This window comes from Chitinophaga sp. 9-1-y, assembly GCF_059511905.2.
Genome location: NZ_CM197955.1, coordinates 4,492,255 through 4,509,392, shown reverse-complemented (window position 1 = coordinate 4,509,392; position 17,138 = coordinate 4,492,255). Strand labels below are relative to the sequence as shown.

At 46.2% G+C, this 17,138-nt stretch carries 16 protein-coding genes; 5 read left to right on the top strand and 11 right to left on the bottom strand.

Annotated features, from left to right (window positions below; translation table 11 throughout):
• The gene (locus AC5ZC7_RS17705; protein ID WP_496157579.1) at positions 1 to 1,059 is read right to left on the bottom strand and encodes an HlyD family secretion protein; all 1,059 of its coding nucleotides are present in this window, start codon (positions 1,057 to 1,059) and stop codon (positions 1 to 3) included.
• Positions 1,060 to 1,343: 284 nt separating this feature from the next.
• A complete protein-coding gene (locus AC5ZC7_RS17700; protein ID WP_496157580.1) occupies positions 1,344 to 1,937 on the bottom strand; it encodes a TetR family transcriptional regulator in 594 nt (197 codons plus the stop codon).
• Between the two features lie 203 nt (positions 1,938 to 2,140).
• On the opposite strand from AC5ZC7_RS17700, the gene AC5ZC7_RS17695 reads away from it, so the two are divergent.
• Together AC5ZC7_RS17695 and AC5ZC7_RS17690 are read left to right on the top strand one after the other, a co-directional pair.
• Positions 2,141 to 2,932: a hypothetical protein gene (locus AC5ZC7_RS17695; protein ID WP_496157581.1), complete on the top strand. Its 792-nt coding sequence runs from the start codon at positions 2,141 to 2,143 to the stop codon at positions 2,930 to 2,932.
• Positions 2,933 to 3,181: 249 nt separating this feature from the next.
• Positions 3,182 to 3,685: a hypothetical protein gene (locus AC5ZC7_RS17690; RefSeq protein ID WP_496157582.1), complete on the top strand. Its 504-nt coding sequence runs from the start codon at positions 3,182 to 3,184 to the stop codon at positions 3,683 to 3,685.
• Here AC5ZC7_RS17690 and AC5ZC7_RS17685 read toward each other — a convergent pair.
• Positions 3,668 to 4,066: a helix-turn-helix domain-containing protein gene (locus tag AC5ZC7_RS17685; protein ID WP_496157583.1), complete on the bottom strand. Its 399-nt coding sequence runs from the start codon at positions 4,064 to 4,066 to the stop codon at positions 3,668 to 3,670. The two genes, AC5ZC7_RS17690 and AC5ZC7_RS17685, sit on opposite strands and share 18 nt — an antisense overlap.
• Before the next feature lie 131 nt (positions 4,067 to 4,197).
• On the opposite strand from AC5ZC7_RS17685, the gene AC5ZC7_RS17680 reads away from it, so the two are divergent.
• Entirely contained in the window at positions 4,198 to 5,154 is a 957-nt protein-coding gene (locus AC5ZC7_RS17680) for a DUF4349 domain-containing protein (protein WP_496157584.1), read from the top strand.
• Here AC5ZC7_RS17680 and AC5ZC7_RS17675 read toward each other — a convergent pair.
• Genes AC5ZC7_RS17675 through AC5ZC7_RS17665 form a run of 3 tightly spaced genes read right to left on the bottom strand, consistent with a single transcriptional unit; the run spans position 5,128 to position 7,040 of the window.
• Positions 5,128 to 5,835, bottom strand: coding sequence for an alpha/beta fold hydrolase (locus tag AC5ZC7_RS17675; RefSeq protein ID WP_496157585.1), 708 nt, complete (start codon positions 5,833 to 5,835; stop codon positions 5,128 to 5,130). The genes AC5ZC7_RS17680 and AC5ZC7_RS17675 overlap by 27 nt on opposite strands.
• 50 nt (positions 5,836 to 5,885) lie before the next feature.
• The gene (locus AC5ZC7_RS17670) at positions 5,886 to 6,494 is read right to left on the bottom strand and encodes a cyclic nucleotide-binding domain-containing protein (RefSeq protein WP_496157586.1); all 609 of its coding nucleotides are present in this window, start codon (positions 6,492 to 6,494) and stop codon (positions 5,886 to 5,888) included.
• Positions 6,495 to 6,539: 45 nt separating this feature from the next.
• The gene (locus tag AC5ZC7_RS17665) at positions 6,540 to 7,040 is read right to left on the bottom strand and encodes a PA2169 family four-helix-bundle protein (protein WP_496157587.1); all 501 of its coding nucleotides are present in this window, start codon (positions 7,038 to 7,040) and stop codon (positions 6,540 to 6,542) included.
• Positions 7,041 to 7,095: 55 nt separating this feature from the next.
• Here AC5ZC7_RS17665 and AC5ZC7_RS17660 point away from each other — a divergent pair, with 55 nt between their 5' ends.
• The gene (locus tag AC5ZC7_RS17660; protein ID WP_496157588.1) at positions 7,096 to 7,662 is read left to right on the top strand and encodes a hypothetical protein; all 567 of its coding nucleotides are present in this window, start codon (positions 7,096 to 7,098) and stop codon (positions 7,660 to 7,662) included.
• Here AC5ZC7_RS17660 and AC5ZC7_RS17655 read toward each other — a convergent pair.
• Positions 7,583 to 8,425: an MBL fold metallo-hydrolase gene (locus AC5ZC7_RS17655; protein ID WP_496157589.1), complete on the bottom strand. Its 843-nt coding sequence runs from the start codon at positions 8,423 to 8,425 to the stop codon at positions 7,583 to 7,585. The genes AC5ZC7_RS17660 and AC5ZC7_RS17655 overlap by 80 nt on opposite strands.
• Before the next feature lie 188 nt (positions 8,426 to 8,613).
• Here AC5ZC7_RS17655 and AC5ZC7_RS17650 point away from each other — a divergent pair, with 188 nt between their 5' ends.
• Complete coding sequence (locus tag AC5ZC7_RS17650) at positions 8,614 to 9,435, top strand: DUF4846 domain-containing protein (RefSeq protein WP_496157590.1); 822 nt, start codon at positions 8,614 to 8,616, stop codon at positions 9,433 to 9,435.
• 66 nt (positions 9,436 to 9,501) lie between these two features.
• Here AC5ZC7_RS17650 and AC5ZC7_RS17645 read toward each other — a convergent pair whose 3' ends face one another.
• The 4 genes from AC5ZC7_RS17645 to AC5ZC7_RS17630 all read right to left on the bottom strand — a co-directional run bounded on the left by AC5ZC7_RS17645 (position 9,502) and on the right by AC5ZC7_RS17630 (position 17,043).
• Positions 9,502 to 10,404, bottom strand: a complete 903-nt coding sequence (locus AC5ZC7_RS17645; protein ID WP_496157591.1) for a metallophosphoesterase — start codon at positions 10,402 to 10,404, stop codon at positions 9,502 to 9,504.
• An 8-nt stretch (positions 10,405 to 10,412) separates the two neighbouring features.
• Positions 10,413 to 12,206 (bottom strand): RagB/SusD family nutrient uptake outer membrane protein, encoded by a 1,794-nt coding sequence (locus tag AC5ZC7_RS17640; protein WP_496157592.1) that lies wholly within the window; start codon positions 12,204 to 12,206, stop codon positions 10,413 to 10,415.
• Positions 12,207 to 12,230: 24 nt separating this feature from the next.
• Positions 12,231 to 15,761, bottom strand: a complete 3,531-nt coding sequence (locus AC5ZC7_RS17635) for a SusC/RagA family TonB-linked outer membrane protein (RefSeq protein WP_496157593.1) — start codon at positions 15,759 to 15,761, stop codon at positions 12,231 to 12,233.
• Positions 15,762 to 15,987: 226 nt separating this feature from the next.
• Positions 15,988 to 17,043 carry a FecR domain-containing protein gene (locus AC5ZC7_RS17630; protein ID WP_496157594.1) on the bottom strand — a complete coding sequence of 352 codons (1,056 nt, stop codon included), beginning with the start codon at positions 17,041 to 17,043 and terminating at the stop codon, positions 15,988 to 15,990.
• Positions 17,044 to 17,138 lie beyond the last annotated feature (95 nt).

Sequence of the window (17,138 nt, the reverse complement as noted above, 5' to 3'; positions counted from 1 at the left end):
TTATTGGATATTTATCTTCACGAAAGCGCTTAAGCCGGGGAACAGGGGACTGTTGCTCATTTGATCAATGGTAATCCGGATGGGGAAGCGTTGGGTAATTTTGATGAAGTTACCAGTAGCGTTGTCCGGAGGCAGCAAAGAAAATTTAGCACCGGTAGCGCCACTGAACGAGGCCACATGACCATGGAGCGGAGCATTTGGAAAGGCGTCCAGTGTTATTTCCACTGGTTGTCCGGGTTTTATTTTAGGTAGCTCTGTTTCCTTGAAATTGGCCGTGATCCATAGGTGTTGATCGTCAATGAGGGCGCAGAGGGTTTGTCCTACGCTGATATATTGCCCTGCTTTGATCGTGCGTTTAGTCACCCATCCATCGAAGGGGGCGGTGACGTAGGCGTGGCTGAGTTCTTCCTCTGCCAGTTTGAGTTCGGCTTGTCGTTGTTTTACGAGTGCCTGTCCTACTGATATTTGCTGATGTTCTGCTTTCGCCTGAGTTTCGAGGCCCAGGGCGGTGGTGTAGGTACTTTGCTCCCGGTTGACTGTTTTTTCGTAATCAGCCCTGGCTAACAGGAGGGTGGTTTTGGCGGCTTCGTGTTGTTCCAGTGTAGTGGCTTTGATGTTAAGCAGTTGGGAGGACCGGTCGAAATCTTGTTGGGCTTTGGCGAGGTTGGCCGCGGCGGCGGCAATGGTTTGTTTATCGGAGGCTGCATTTTGTACGGCTGCATGTGCATTTTGGCTGCTGGCTAATGCTTTCAGGTCTGATGTACTGAGGTTTTGCCGGGCACTTTCCAATAGAGCGATGGCTTGTTGTACTTTGGCTTCCAGGGCGACGGTGTTAAGTAATACCAGCGTGTCGCCTTTTTTTACGGGTTGGTTGTCGCTAAAGCGAACGGCATCAATGTACGCGGCTACCCCGGCACGAATGGGTACAATATCGCCATCCAGTTGTGCATTGTCTGTGGAAGCAAACGCCCTGGATTTTACCAGGAACCAGGCGCCGGTAACCGTGGCGGCTACTGCTGCCAGGGAGATGACGAGCAGTTTTAAGGTTTTCTTTTTCATATAAGTTGTTTGATCGTTGAATGTAAAACCGAACGATCGGTTTATTTTTAAGTGTGAAAAAATTGGCACAGTAAATCCGGTCGGATACAATTCCGACCAGTCGGTATGTTTTTGGGTTTTAAAAAAAGAATTGTTGCCAATTCCTGATGAATCATGTGGGCCAGCCTGTTATTGGGCAAATGCTGCTACCACATGGCATTGCAGGGAAAGCTAATACTGATGGTTTGATATTGTACAAATCTCCGCCTGTACTAACGATGCCGCTTATACGATACCCGCTATTTTTATGCTTTCAATGCGTTATACAATCCTTCCCAAAGGGGGAGTAGCTCTTTGGATGCTTTATGTAACGAGTCCAGCATGATAAAATTGATACCCAAACCATCGCCACAATAAATAAATATTCGTGCAATTTGTGTATCTGTCATGGCCGATTTAATTTCTCCTTTTTTGCGTGCGGTTTTTACAATTTCAGTCCAGGCCTTCAGTTCTCCTTTTTGCCTTTCTGCATGCTCCTCTCTGAAATTCGGCAGCATTTTCAGTCCGTCGAAAATCAGCATGTAGTGATTAGTGCTGAAATCTGCTCCCATAGCATATTTGGCCGATTTCATCTGTTTGTCGATATGTGCTATGTATGCATGCAGGAAATCCAGTAATGAATCTTTTGGAAAAGAGCTATAGTTTACCGTCATCACATCTCCATAAAAGAAGTTGAGTACTTCTTCAAACACTTGTTCCTTGCTGGTGAAATAGTGGTAAAATGCACCTTTCGATAGCCCTGTTTCTGTCACAATCTCCTTCATCGTTACCTCCTTAAAACTTTTCTGCAGAAAGAGCTTTAAAGTGGCGTTGAGAATAAGTTCCCTGGTATCTTTCATATAAAACCGACCATTTGGTATGTAAAGGTAGTCGTTTTTTTATTTCAGCCAAATTAAATTACAAGGGAGGGGGCATGATAATTTCCGGTTGATTGGGTACGGTGTTTTACCGCCTCATGAAGCGGCCCGTGGAAATATCCACCCGTGAGATGCTTGTAAACATTTGGTTTTCCATTATATTGTGTCCCAAAAATTCTGTACTGATGAAATCCGTTGTTTCGTATTTTAACCTTGTCGGGCAATTTACCAATCCTGCTACCTTTATCTGGGGCGCTTTCCTGAGCGGTTTACTGGCCTTTGTCGTGGCCGTTGTTCTGGTGATAGTCTTACGTAAACGAATACTCGTAGATCGCTCTCATAAGTGGCTACGTTATATTGCTTACACCTATTTTTTCCTGTTGCCTCTGCTGGCAGGCTTTTTCGCTTTTAAATGGGGTTTCTTTAACAGTTTGCGTAAAGACATTAAAGCACATCACAGTGTATATGCAAAACAGGTACCCTCCGTATTCGATGAGCAGGCAACAATCGCCATATCGGCGTTGTTCAGTTCAAAGGAGGGAGGAATGTCTCCCCTGGCAGGTTTGAGCTCTAACCAGTTGATCGATACCGTAGGCGTAGCCATATATAACGTATATGGGCAAACGTTAACACAACAGGCTTCCGCCGCCGGCGTGAAAGGTCAGTTGGCCGCTTTCATGCTTCGTACCACCAAAGGGGCGGGCGTAGCTTATATCATCAAAAAATATATCCGGCAACTGTTAACCGAAAAGATTGGTTTACAGGAAGAAGTGAGTGCCGAAGTAATGCAAACAGAAATAGCGACGTTGATTAAAGGGGGCCTCTTTGTAAACATTGCACTCATACAGGTAGACCATTTTCTCAAAGGGCTGCAGAAAGGCATATTGACCACTTTCCTGCTCATATTGGCTATTCCCTGTATAGAAGTAGTCATTGCGCATTATCTGCTTAGAAAAAGCACAAAGCAGAAGGCATAAAGCAAAAAGCTACTTTAGCGAATGACCAGCGCGGATATATAACTCGCATTGATCATTCGCTAAAGTAGCTTTTTGCTTTATGCCTTCTGCTTTCTGCTCAAATAATATTTCCCTGCCATATACAATGAAATGCCATTCAGCCTGATCTGTTTTTGCTGCGTTTTTTTATCCGGCTGCAATCTTTTTGCCCGCAGGAAATCGTATCTTAATTAGGTAAATAGGATAGGCGTTAACGTTATTTCATGTCGTATGAAAACAGGTACTAAGAGGTTTAGCTGTTTTACCGGCTATATCGTTCCCATTCTCATTGTTTGGTGGGGTGTAAGTGCCCGGGCACAGCAACCCACAGCTTTTAACAATACTTATCAGCAAATAAGCCGGTTTATTGATACGGCATTGACTCCCATGAAATCAGGTGCGGTGAGCCTGGCATTTTCCCTGAAAGCAGAAATAGATCATGGAGAAATTACAAAGTTGGATTGTTCCACCAATGTGGCCAGCGATCTGAAACCCCGCTTCTCCCGGATGCAGGAACTGGATATCCGCTGGAATAAATTTACCGGTAAAAGTGGCAAGTATTACGTGATTATTCCCGTGTATTTCATTGTAGAACATAACACCGGGAAAATACAACTCAACTCCAAAACAGAATTTACCAACGGATTTTATTTTGACGATGGTGATTTGTTTGATAACAAACCCCTCAATAATTACTTCTTCCTGAAGCCTATCTATTTACAACGTTATCTCTGATGTAACCGCTGTATGCTGCAACCGGTATTGAGAGGGTGTCACCCCTTCAAACCGTTTGAAAAATTTCGTGAAATTAGAGTTGTCGAAGGTGAGGCGCGTTGCAATATCGGTAATCGTGAGTTGTGAATCCTGCAACATCTTCCTGGCTTCTTCCATCAACCGCATCTCAAAAAAATAACAGGGCGCATGATTAGTATGCAGCTTAATCGTATTGCTCAGGTGCACGGGATGAATGAATAACTGGCTGGCGAAATCTTTGATGTGATACATCCGGTCTATGCTGCCATCCAGGATCTGATCTATGTGTTGATTCACCGCTTCAATAAAGCTGGCAGTAATTTCTGCTTTCCTGGATTGATATTTCTGCGGAAGTACGGGCATGATGTTATTGATAAGTAATAAAGGTACTAAAATATACACTTGTGCTACTGCCTGAAATCTGTTAAGTGATTTTAACAATTCCGGCAGGTTACCTTTTGCGGCGTCGGCGTATAAAGTTTAAATTTCCTGTTATGCGCCCTTCACTGTACTATGTAATCATCCCCGTATTAGGCCTTTGCGCCTGTAGCAGTTTATCCAAAGAAGACAGAGCATTGGCGACAACTGCCGACCAGTTGTCAAAAGAGGATAGAACAATGGCGGCCATTGCCGATTCTACCACGTTTTCCAATGACATCACCAATATTAGTTCCCCTTCCCGGAAAAGAGTAAAGTCGGCCGACACGCGCTGCCGCGTCCCCAGCGTGTTTAAAGCTACTGCCGCACTGGAACACCTGGTGACCAGCTTAGGTGGTGTAGTAGTGGAAAGCAACTTATCGAATGAAAGGGTGCAGCAATACCAGCTGCCATATAGTTCGGACTCCGTTAAACGCCTGCTGGTATATACTCCCACCGCCAATCTTACCTTGAAAGTACCGGCCGGACGCCTGGATTCTGTAGATCAGTCGCTTACCGCCATTGCCAGTTATATTGAACACCGGGTAGTCAAAGACCAGGATATGACACTCAAATACCTGGCGAATGCGCTGAGGAATGAACAACAGCAACAGCAGTCCGCCAAAGAAGAAGTAGCTGCTGCGCGTCGTGAGAAACATGGTAAGCCACCGGTAGATAAAGTAGTGCCAGACAACAACAGTACTCCACTGGATGTTGCCGCCTACAAAGATCAGAAAGAAGCCGCGGTGATAGACCGGAAAATGAATAACCTGGCCATTTTGGATGATGTAAACTATTCTACGCTGACCGTGCAACTGTATCAGCCGGAAGTAACCGATGTACAGATTGCGTTGAACCCCGCTACGGTCAGCCGTGCAGGATTCGGCACAGAACTGCTCACTGCCCTGCATGATGGAACAGGTATATTGCGGAATATCTTTTTGTTTTTTGTGCAGATATGGCCTTTCCTGATCGCTTTCGCACTGGGATGGGCAGGCTATCGCAAATTACGCCTCCGCAGGGTGCAGGAATAATTCCAACGCTGCATTAAATGCTGCCGGACGTTCCATCATGGGTGCATGACCACAGGCGGAAAGCATGACCAGTGAAGCGTTCGGCAGATAGCTTTTAAATTGCAATGCCACGTCCGGGGGAGTCACCCTGTCGTCTTCTCCCCAGATTAATAATACCGGTGTAACAATAGCCGGTAGCAGGTCAGCTACATAATTGCGGTTGGCAGATTTTGCCATCTTCACGATGTGATAACATTTGCGGGCATCGGTAGTGGTGGCAAATACTTCCGCTACCAATGCATCCGTAGCGGTGGCAGGATCATAAAAAATATTAACTACCCTTTCTTTGATATAATCATAGCTGCTTCGTTTAGGATAACTACCCATATTGGTGTTTTCATATAAACCAGAACTGCCGGTAAGAATGAGCTGACTAACCTTTTCGGGATATTGATGTGTGTATAGAATCGCTACGTGGCCTCCCAGTGAATTGCCCACCAGGATTACTTTTTCCAATTGCGCTGCTTCAATGTAGCCGGCCAGGTATTTCACCAGGTAAGCAAGATTATCTTCAGGGTGTTGATCATAAATGGGAAGGGGAGGAATATGAATATCATAATCCGCTTCAAAATGGGCTATTACTTCCGTCCAGTTACTCAATCCGCCAAAGAGACCATGCAATAAAATCATGCTTTGTTTCATCGTATTTTTTGATACAAAGCTATTGTACCGTACTTCACGATATCGTGATCTTAATCACAAAAGTTGCGGTGCTTGTCCAGCAGGTATAAACGCGCCCGGCTAAGGGCTTCCCGGCTGGTGTAGAGGTAGCGGGCGATATTGGTGAGTGATATTTTCTGGATAATAAACGGGCGGCGTTCCAATAGGAATTTATAGCGCTGCAACGGACTTTTTAAAGAAAGGATGTATTGATGCTCCGATTGTTGTTCCAATATTTCCTGGTAAAGCTGCAAATTTACGTGCAGCAGATTCATGTGCAGGTCGTATAAAGGCTGTAGTTTTTTTATGTTAATTCTCAATATTACAGCGTCTTCCACGGCAATAATGCTCACCGCAGAAGGCGCCTTTTTATTATAACTTTCGCAATTGGCGAGGAAGTCGTCTATGAAGCTGAATTTTACGATTTTTTCATTGCCTTCTTCATCCAGGATGGAGAATTTGAACATACCGGATATCACGAAGGCTGCATACCTGGCTACTTTTCCATAGCGCAGGAATGATTCTCCTTTTTTGATGTGTTTTACGGTAGCAATGGAATCCAGTAGCTGCCATTCCGCCTCGGTTACTACCGGGTATTTCTTCCTGAGGCGTTGGTACATAGCAGGTAATTCGTAGGTCATGCAGGCATTGTTTATGGCTGCAATATAACGTTTTTTAGATGCGGGTTATTTTCTCGCCGCATCTCTTAATCTCTTTATCTTATCATGCGAATGTTTCAGCGCTTCCTTTTGCTGGGTGAGTAACTCGCTGATGTATGCCGGCAGGCTTTCATGATCCAGGGCATCTTTATAAGCCCGTTGTGCCGCGTCTTCTCCCGCTTCGCAATTGGCTAGTATGGTGTGGCGGTCATGACCGGTAAAAACAGCTTTTACATCCGTCCAGGCCCGGTATATTTTACCACTGGTGGTAGTGCCGCTGGCCATTGTGCCACCGCCGGCCTGTACTTCATTGCCCAGGGCGTTGCGCAGCTGGTGGCTTTCTGCAATCATAGCGGTAAAAAGTCCTTTCAGGTCGTTGTCGTCAGCAGTTACTTCTTTCAATGCTTTTTCATACCCTTCAATACGATCGTTGTTAATGGCGATCAGATCATTCAATACTTCGTTGGTAGCAGCGGTGGTGATAGTTTCCATGGTGAAGTTTTTTTTAGTGTAACTGGTAACTGCCATAAAACATGCCAATAGATTTGCCTATTTTCACGCCTCGTTAAGCAACCCGTTCAGCATGCGTTTTTTATGGATAATCCTCAATTGTTTGATATTACAGGCGGCCTATGGCAGCGGACTTTCTGCCTGGGTAAAGCCCACTCCCGGCGGGAACAGGATGGAATATGATGGTACCAGCGCCTACAGGGCGGAGGTACAATGGCTTAAATGCCCGGATGCCGCATCAGACAGCATTTATTTCCATGTATGGTATTTTTACCGTAACCATATTATCGGAGAACGGGATAACGGCGTATACCTCATTGTGGATGAAACTACCTGTACGGCTGTTACTTTCCAGAGTGTGGAGGCGTTTAATCAGTATGTGGAAGAACATCATCTCCGGCCCTTTTTCTGGACGCGCCGTTATGATCCTATTCATCCGGGAGAGCAATGGGATAACCTGTTCTTCGCCGCTTTTATGCTGAGCCCTGTGGTAGTACCCCTGTTGCTTTTCTATTTGTATTTACTGGGAGGATTGTTTTTTGGAAAAAAACGTACAACAGCTAAAATAATTTTCCTGGTGGCACTTCCGTTGTGGCCGTTGATAGCGGCATTCCTGCAGGCATATCCCCAGAGTTGGTAGCAACGATACGGTACACCGCGGTTTCCCGGTGACGGGAAGCTACCACAATCCCGGTGCCATTGGCATGTTTATCAAACAGCGACTGTACCAGGTCCGGGTTGTTGTTGTCCTGTGAAAGATGGGACAACAGCAAAAGACTCATGAATTCCGGGCGGTAGTTATTGAATATTTCCAGCGCCTGCGTATTGGACAAGTGCCCTTTACCACCCCGGATACGATTTTTCAGGTAATACGGGTACCGGCCCTTATCCAGCATTTCTTCATCATAATTGGCTTCCAGGAAGGCTGCATGGCATTGCTGAAAATGACGGATCACGTGCTCACAGGGTGCACCGATATCAGTAAATACCCCGATTGTTACGGCATTGCCAGCTACAATAAAGCTATGTGGTTCCGAAGCATCGTGAAATTTAGGGAAAGCTGTGATGGTTAACCCACCTATCTCCACCGGCTCATAGGGGTTAAATGACATAACCAGGAGTGGATCCAGCACCAACCCGCCATGGGAGAGGGTAGCCGGGGTAATATACACCGGTAACTGGTGTTTTTTAGCCAGCACCGTTACCCCACGGATATGATCTATATGCTCATGCGATATAAAGATCGCTTTTACTTTTTTCATTGACAGTCCCAGACGGGTCATTCTCTTCTCCGTTTCCCGGCAGGAAATGCCGGCGTCTACCAATACCGCTTCGTGGTCGTTACCAATGTAATAACAGTTCCCGTTGCTTCCCGAATTCAATGATGTAATAAATAGCGACATGCAGACAAAGGTAAAATTTCAGATCGGGATTTGAATAAACCGGGTTTATTAATGCAGTGATATTTTATATTATTTATATGTGTTTGGCGCCCATACCCGGATAGTAACAAGCGCCCGAAGGTATTTATCTCCCTAAAATATTTTTATGGAAAGGAAGAGCAGCTGCATCTTCTGTAAAACGCCTGGAGATGAGAATAACCCGGAAGCCTGTTACGATGATGATTGCTTGTTTGTTAGCCTGCTCATGGTTGCCCGTTCAGGCAACAACTAACAACAGCGTATATACGAAATCAGTGGCAGACATTCCACTGCCAGCAGGTTATAAACGGCTGCCGCAGGCACCCGGTACTTTTGGCGCCTGGCTGCGGTTTGTGCAGTTGAATCCTGACAACAGGGTATATCTCTATAACGGACAGCTAAAACGCAATCAACAGGCGCAATACGCGGTATTGAATATTTCTGTTGGCAATAAAGACCTGCAACAATGTGCAGATGCAGTGATTCGCCTGTATGCAGAATATTTATATGCCACCGGTGCTTTCGGAAAAATCAGTTTTAATGCAACAGACGGCACTAAAATGAACTACAGCGACTGGATGAAAGGAGACCGTTTTGTATTGCAGAAAAATCATTTACAGAAAGTACGACAGGCGGCCGCCAACAGTGGGCCGGTCTGCTTTGCCCAATATCTTGAATCTGTATTTTCCTGGGCAGGCACTTTGTCGCTCAGTAAAACACTACTACCGGTGAAGGATACACGTACCCTATTGCCCGGCGATGTATTTATAAAAGGTGGTTCACCCGGTCATGCCGTGATTGTAATGGATGTGGCAGAAAACGCGAAAGGGGAGCGGTTGTTTCTGTTGGCGCAAAGCTATATGCCGGCGCAACAGATACATGTGTTAAAAAATCCCGGGAATGATACGCCGTGGTATCCGGCCGCTTTTACCGGTAAGTTACTAACGCCGGAGTGGGTATTTGAGCGCAACGAGTTATCAAGGTTTCCGTAGCATAAGGAGCAGGGTTTATATATACAACAACAGCGCACCCGTAGTGCGCTGTTGTGCTTTAAACTTTTACTCGGTATGAGCGATGTATTCATTTTCTACCGTTCCGTCGGCATATAATTTCAGGATAGCATACCCGGGAGGTGTTTCCAGGTAATAACCTTTACCGGCAGATTCCTTATCGCCCTCGCCCCACCAGAAGCCGCTCATGGCGCCATTGCAGCAGTACCGCACGCCGTTGTACACCGCATTGTCGGCAAGGTGGTTATGCCCGCTGAGGCAAACCTTTACTTTGTCGCGGTGCTGAAAAAACAAGGTTTTCAAACGCTGATGATCGGAATGGCCGCCGCCAACCAATATGGGCGTAATGCCCAGTATCGGGTAATGCGACATCACCAGGGTTGGGGTGCCGGCCGGCAGCTGTTGCAGGTCTTTTTCCAGCCACTGGTATTGCTCTTCGTCGAGCGATACTTTATCATTGTTCCCATCCAGGATAATAAAATGCCAGCCTTTGCGGGTAACGCTATAGTAACGATGTGGTATGTTGAGTCGCTTTACCACATAGTCTTTACCATACATGCTATCGTCTTTACCGGGGGCTTTCCACCAGATATCGTGGTTGCCAATACAACTGAAAATTTCAAAGTTTTTCAGGCTGCTGATGCAGTCGTCCCAGATGCTCCAGAGCTGTGTAACCCGTTCTCTTTTTACATTGTCATAGGATGCGTCAAAGATGGCATCGCCGCCATTGAGGAAGAAATCGACGTTTTTGCTTTTTACCTGCTCCAGGCATTTTTTGAATCGGGCAGGAGCGTTGAGATCTTCACGTATATGCACATCCGTTATATGCGCTACGGTGAGCACGGGTTTACGTTTTCCATTGTCCGCCGTGCCTGCCTTCAGGGCGGCCGGCCCCAGTAGGGTGCCGGCTGCCATCAGGCCTGTATGTTTCAGGATATCTCTTCTGTTCATCGGGTTGTTTATTGCCAGCCAAAGATTTGTTTCAGGTTAGGATTCAGTGCTACCTGCGTGTAAGGGATAGGACGGTAGTAGAACATTGGGTCCTGGAAGGTGCGTTTGTTCGTTTCCGTTACGATGTTTCCGCCGGCAGTGCCGTTTTTCAGGTAAACCGTTACATCATCTCCTATATTACCCGCTTTGTAGTAAACAAGGGTGACGCCCAATGAATTTTTCTCTTTTTTATCTTCTGTGGGGATGTCAGTGCTTTTATCAATCAGGATAATATCTTCCACACCGTCGCCTGTCATGTCATATTTACCAAGGCCTGCGAAATACATGCCTTCCGGAATTTTTTCCAGGGTTTTCCCGGCATGCCATCTCATCAGATCATCATAGCGATAACCTTCCAGTGCAAATTCCACTCTTCTTTCGCGACGGATTTCCAGTAATACACCTTTCATAGGACCGGTAACATCAGGGAATTTGGCTGCCTGCACCAGGTCAGGATTAGCATTGCTGATAGCAAGATTCAGGGCTGGCATGCCTGCACGGGCACGTAACAAATTCACTGATTGATCCAGGTCGCCCTGGGTCAGGGAACCCTGTTCTGCTTTAGATTCTGCATAAACGAGCAGGGCCTCCGCATAACGATATACCGGAAAATCCATGTTGCCGGCAATCGTATTATCTGTTGTATTAAAATACCCTTTCACCTGGTGATACCCGGTAAAGTTTTTGTTAAGACGCTGAATATAAGGAGCCTTATCGCCTGCCCGGGTAAATCCTGGTGCCGCCAGTGTTTGCGCCATACGGGGATCCCTGTTTTGAAATTCCTGTGTAAACTGGAATTTATCATAACCCGGAATGTCCGTAAAACGGGTGCCATCTTTCATCAGGTAAGTTTGTACCAGGTCGCGAGAGGGCGACTGCTCATAATCCCCGAATACATAGCCGTTAATATTACCGTTGCTGCCTTTTACATAGTCGTTAGGATTGGTCAATATCACTTCATTGACTCTTAACAGGTCCTGGCTGGCAAATAAAGTAGCATAGTCACTGGTAGGATTGCCGGTGTTGTAGATGCTAAATTTGCCGGAGCTCATAATGCCTTGTGCCTGTATCCGGGCGGTATCCAGGAAACGGCCGGCGGTAGATTGCAGGTTCAGTTCCGGGTGATATTTACGAAAGGTGCCTTCATAGAGTGCAATACGTGCGTAGAGCATCCTCACTGCCCATACATTCGGCGTACCGGAGGCCACTTTTTCGCGTACGTGCTGAGCAGCAAATAACAGGTCGGCCATCATACTGTCCACCACTACCGCGCGCGGATCACGGCCTTTATACAGATCCTGGCTTTCCGGCAGCAATGTTTTACCATACCACGGAACATCGGAGTAGCGACTGATTTTACCGAAGTAGAACATCGCACGGTAATATCTGGCCAATCCTGCATAATGATCCTTTGCTTCCTGGGTGGCATTGGCTTTATTGTAATTGTCGAGGAAGAAATTGAGGTTGCGCAGGGTGCCCCAATCCCAGCCGCTGGTAATGCTCTGAGAGGTCGGCGTACCGGTCATCATGTTTTTTATTTCCAATAATGCGGTAGAGCCGGTGTTATCACTGCTTTGATCTCCCAGGTACTGCCAGGTACTTGCCAGGTTAAGTTGTCCGTTGATGTACAGGGAAAGATCTGTTTCTGATTTGAAAAACTGGTCCGCGGGTATTTTATCCTGCGGATATCGGTCCAGGAAATCTTTTTTGCAGGAAGTGCCTAAAAGCATTCCAAGTAAAATATAGCAAGTAATTTTTTTCATGTCGTAATTTTTAAAGATCCGGGATTACAGGTCAAGATTTAATCCTATGGCATATTTACGCTGGTAAGGATAGGCCCATCCATAGCCATCTATAATGGCTTCCGGATCTACGTATTTCTTGATGGCAGAAAACTCAAAGATGTTTTCCCCGGAAACATATACGCGTAAGCGGCTAATGTTATAACGTTTGGTAAGAGATGCCGGTAAGGTGTATCCGATCGTCAGATTCTTGATACGCAGGTAAGCTGCATTCAGCATGTACTTGGTTTGCGGAATATCCAATCCTTTCCCGTTGTTGTTATCTGCCAGCCATGCCTGCATAACCGGGTAGTAGGAGTTGGTATTGGCATCAGCCAGTCCTGCTTTGATATAGGAAGCACTGTGTTGTGCCCGCATCGCATCATTATCTGCTGTAGCGCGGTAGAAATCCAGGTTCCATGGATAAACATTCGCATAAGGCTGTTGCAAAGGTCCCCAGAACAAGTAATGGTGAGGATAATAATCCATTTTAGCGATGCCCTGCATAAACACGGAGAGATCAAAACCATTCCAGTTCATATCCAGGTTAATACCATAACGATAGCGGGGGCTGGTGTTACCAATTACTTTCAGGTCTTTTGGATCTTTGGCAGAAAGGCCCTGTTCTATTTTTCCGTTTCCATCAAGGTCTTTGTATTTAGGCCATCCTTCTACTATTTCCAATGCTCCCCAGGGTACGATAGCAGATTCATTCAGGCTCTTTACATCATCTTTGCTCTTGAAATAACCATCGTTAGTCAGGCCCCAGATTTCACCGAATGTTTGACCTGCATAGTATCTGCCACTGAATAATTGCTGATCATTTTTGTAGCGGGTGATTTTAGATTTATCATCAGACAAGGTTACCTTCACCCCAAAATTAAATGGCTTGGAACCTACGTTGAAATCATTGCGATAGCCCAGCATGAGTTCCCATCCGCGGGTTGATAAATCGGCGGCATTTTTATAAGGTGCCAGGGTACCTAATACCCCTGGTAATTCCTGACCAGGTGCCAGCATACCAGTTGTATTACGCACGAAGTAGTCGAAAGATCCCTGGAACCTGTTATCCAGGAAGCCGATATCTGTACCAACGTTGGTGGTGGTCACCATTTCCCAGGTATAGGTAGAGGGATCTACTTTCAGTGGAGGTGCACCCGTAACTATTGTTTGACCGGGATTGCCATCTATCAGGTAAGAAGATTTCCCAGTGGGCAGGTTAAACTGATAACCGAAATTAGAAACATTCTGATTACCCAGGCTACCGTACGAAGCCCTGAATTTGAGCACAGAAATCTGGGGAATTGATTTAATGAACTTTTCTTCACTGGCTATCCAGGCGGCAGAAACGGAAGGGAATAGCCCTACACGATTGCTGGAAGGAAAGCGGGAAGACGCATCATACCGGCCATTGGCTTCTATGATATAGCGATCTTTAAAAGTATAATTGATTCTACCGAAAAAGCTTCTGATGGCGTAGGAGTCATAGTACCCTCCTACAGCAGCCACCCCACTTGTAAGGGACAAATATGGCAGCGATGGTGTGATGATATCTTTTTGAGAAGCATTAATTGTCTGCGCCTCAAAATTCTCCTGGTTATAACCAGCTAACAAGGTGATGTTATGATTTTTCCCAATGGTTTTATGGTAATTGGCGTATAAATCAAAAACATCCTGTTTGACGTAAGAATTGTTTTCAGTGACGGCACTATTACCTTCCTGGCGGATATCATTGGGACCATAACCAATTTTAAAATAGTTCTGGTCGATATGGTATTTCCATAATTCTCTTTTGAAACTGGCGTCGCCCGTAATCTGGAGGTCGTTGTTGAGGAGGGAAGCCACTCCTTTGATCACATCCTGGAATCCGAAGCGGGTGGCGGTATTGCGTCCACCATCTACCAGTTGGGCAGCCAGGCGTCCGGCGCCGGTGTTCGCCCAGGTACCATCAGGATTTACGGCCACCTGGGTAGGAGCCAGGTAGTATACATCTGTAATGTTATAGGTAGGCGCATCTGCTTTTGTCTGGTAAATGCTCAGGTTATTGTCGACCTGCAACCAGCTTATAGGCTTCACATTGATCTTGGCGCGCATGCCGGTACGTCCCCAGTCATCTTTGGCCAGTTTATTCAACCCATTTTCTTTGGTATAATCGGCCGACAACAGGTAGCTGATAGGCACTTTCTTCGCCGTTTCAGCGCTACCGCTTAACGTGATGCTGTGATTCTGAGAGAAATTATTTCTGCTGAAGAAGTAATTATTCCAGTTATTGCTACCCATATAAGCCCACTTGGTGGGGTCGCTGGGGTCAATCCTGGTATCCGGCAATGAAGGATTATCGGATCTTTCTTTTGCCCATTTATAATATTCGTCAGAGAAGTTTACGTAATCCCAGGGGGTGTTGTTGGTAGCTGTTTCCAGCACGCGGGAGTAGATGTAGGGATCCGTTACGGCTTCCGGCATTACGGTCCGGCGGGACATGGCAAAGTAATTACTATAGCTTACCAATTGTTTACCACCGGTAGTACCCTGTTTGGTAGTAATCAGGATCACGCCGAAAGCAGCTCTGGCGCCATAGATGGCTGCAGAGGCGGCATCACGCAAAATGGAAATGGAGGCGATATCTGTAGGATTGAGTCGCATCATATCGTCCGTAGAGGCATTAATACCATCAATAATGATCAGCGGTGCTACCATCCCGTTAGAGCTGGCGATAGTGGCAATACCACGGATATTGATATTAGGCACCTGTCCGGGACGGCCGCCTGCATAACTGATATTCAGCCCAGGGCTCAGACCCTGCAAACCCTGCATCACGTTGGCAATAGGCCGCGCTGCCAGTTGTTTACCTGAAATCTGGTCAATAGCGCCGGTGACATTTAATTTCTTCTGGGTGCCATAACCCACTACAATCACTTCTTCCATAGAGCTTTTGGAAGGTTCCATGGTAATGGTCAGCGTTTCCCGGCCATTCAGTGATACTTCCTGCTGGTCGAAGCCGATGTAGGTGAGTATCAGGATAGCATTTTCCGGCACCTTTAATTCAAAGTTTCCTTTATCATTGGTGGTGGCGCCTATGCTGGTGTTTTTCAACCGCACGCTTACGCCGGGTAATGGCTCTCCGGTAGTGTTTACTACGCGTCCTTTTACCGTGACATCTTTGCTCACCACGGCTGCCGGTGCAATCACGATCAGGTTGTCCGACATCTTCCGGAAGCGAAGGGAAGTATTATCCAGTATTTGATTTAATACCATATCGATGCTGCCATCCGTCACATCCAGTGATACTTTGTGATTTTGTGGCAGGTTATCATCATTGTAAACAAACCGGTAATGGCTGTTTTTTTCCAGCAACGTCAGCGCTTTTTCCAGTTGTACCTGGCTGAGCTTTAGCGTGATGGTCGATTGCGAATGTACCGATGCGCTGACGTGCAGGCAGGCAACGGTGAGCAGCAGCATAGAAAGCTTCATAAAGATCAACAGTTTATACAACTTCCGCTTAGGCGGAAGCCAATTGTCCACTGTACTTTTTTTCATACATTTGTTTTGTTGGTTAATAATTGTTGATGGAAAGTTTACCCAATACAATGCTGTTAACCGATATTTGGACGGGGAATGGTGCGAACATTTCCCGTTTTTTTTTTCGGTTAAAAGCTTACTTGTTAAAGCTGTTTGTTTACGGTGTTACTGTTTTAGTTGTTTGCTATTTAATGAACCTGTTTTAATTTTATTTCGTGCGTCTGATACTAAGTGAACTTTTTATTTATTGAATCCATATTTTTCCGGCAGCATCTTTTTGCCAGGTGAATGATAACGTGGTTTCCAGCGCATTGAGTACCTGTTCCAGGCTCTCTGATTCGAATACGCCGCTGAAGTATAATTGTTTTTTCCGATTGTCTTTAAATCCTATTTCCACCCCATACCATTCTTCCAGCATAACGGCTACTTTTTCCAGTTCGAGGTGTTTAAATGCCAGTTTGTTTTGTACCCAGGCGGTTTCTGTTAACACGCTGTCCTGAACAGGACTGAGTTTACTTTTGTAAATCACGATAGGCGCCGGCGCCGCCACTGTACGGACTTCGGCTATTGGCTGCTGTACCGGAACGGTCAGCTTTTCATTGGGCTTGAGAGATACCACCTGGTTGTCCGCCTGCTCCAATACTACTTCCACGGCGCCCTGTACCAGGGAGGTAACGGCGCTGTCTTCCTGCGGATACGCCCTTACATTAAACGAGGTGCCCAATACCCTTACGTGGAAGGTTTTGGTGTGTACGCGGAAAGGGCGCGCTGCGTCTGCGGTTACCACAAAGAAGGCTTCTCCTTCCAGTGTTACTTCCCGGGGCCCATGTGCGGCAAATTGTTTTGGATAGTCCAGTTTACTGTCCGCATTCAGCCATACCCGGGTGCCATCAGGTAATAATACCTGTGAACGCATCCTTTTAGGCGTAACCATTTGCGCCAGCTCAGCAGGCTTTTTATGGGATGGCTGATACCACCACCAGCCGCCTATAGCCAGCATTACCAATATGCTGGCGGCGATGCCGGCATACCATCCCCAGATCCGGCGTTTCACCGGTTCGTTGATGTCGGCCGCCGCTGTTAAAGCCTGCATCCGCAATTGGTGCTTCTCCAACAGCTGCTGTACCTGTGGACCGGTATATTGTTTCCCGGCAGGTACCCAGTTTTGTGCAAATACTTCACGGATATAGCTGGCATCAGGATATTGCTGCAATAGCTGCTGCAAATCCACTGCCTCGTCTTCCGTTAATATGCCGGCCATTTCGCGGGCCAGTAATGTGTACAGTTTTTCCTGATCCATAGTTTCAGTTAAGGACAAATAACGACCTCATTTGATGGGTGAATAGTAACTTTTGTCCTTCCCACTATAAGAAGGACAAATAAACCGGTGAAAAT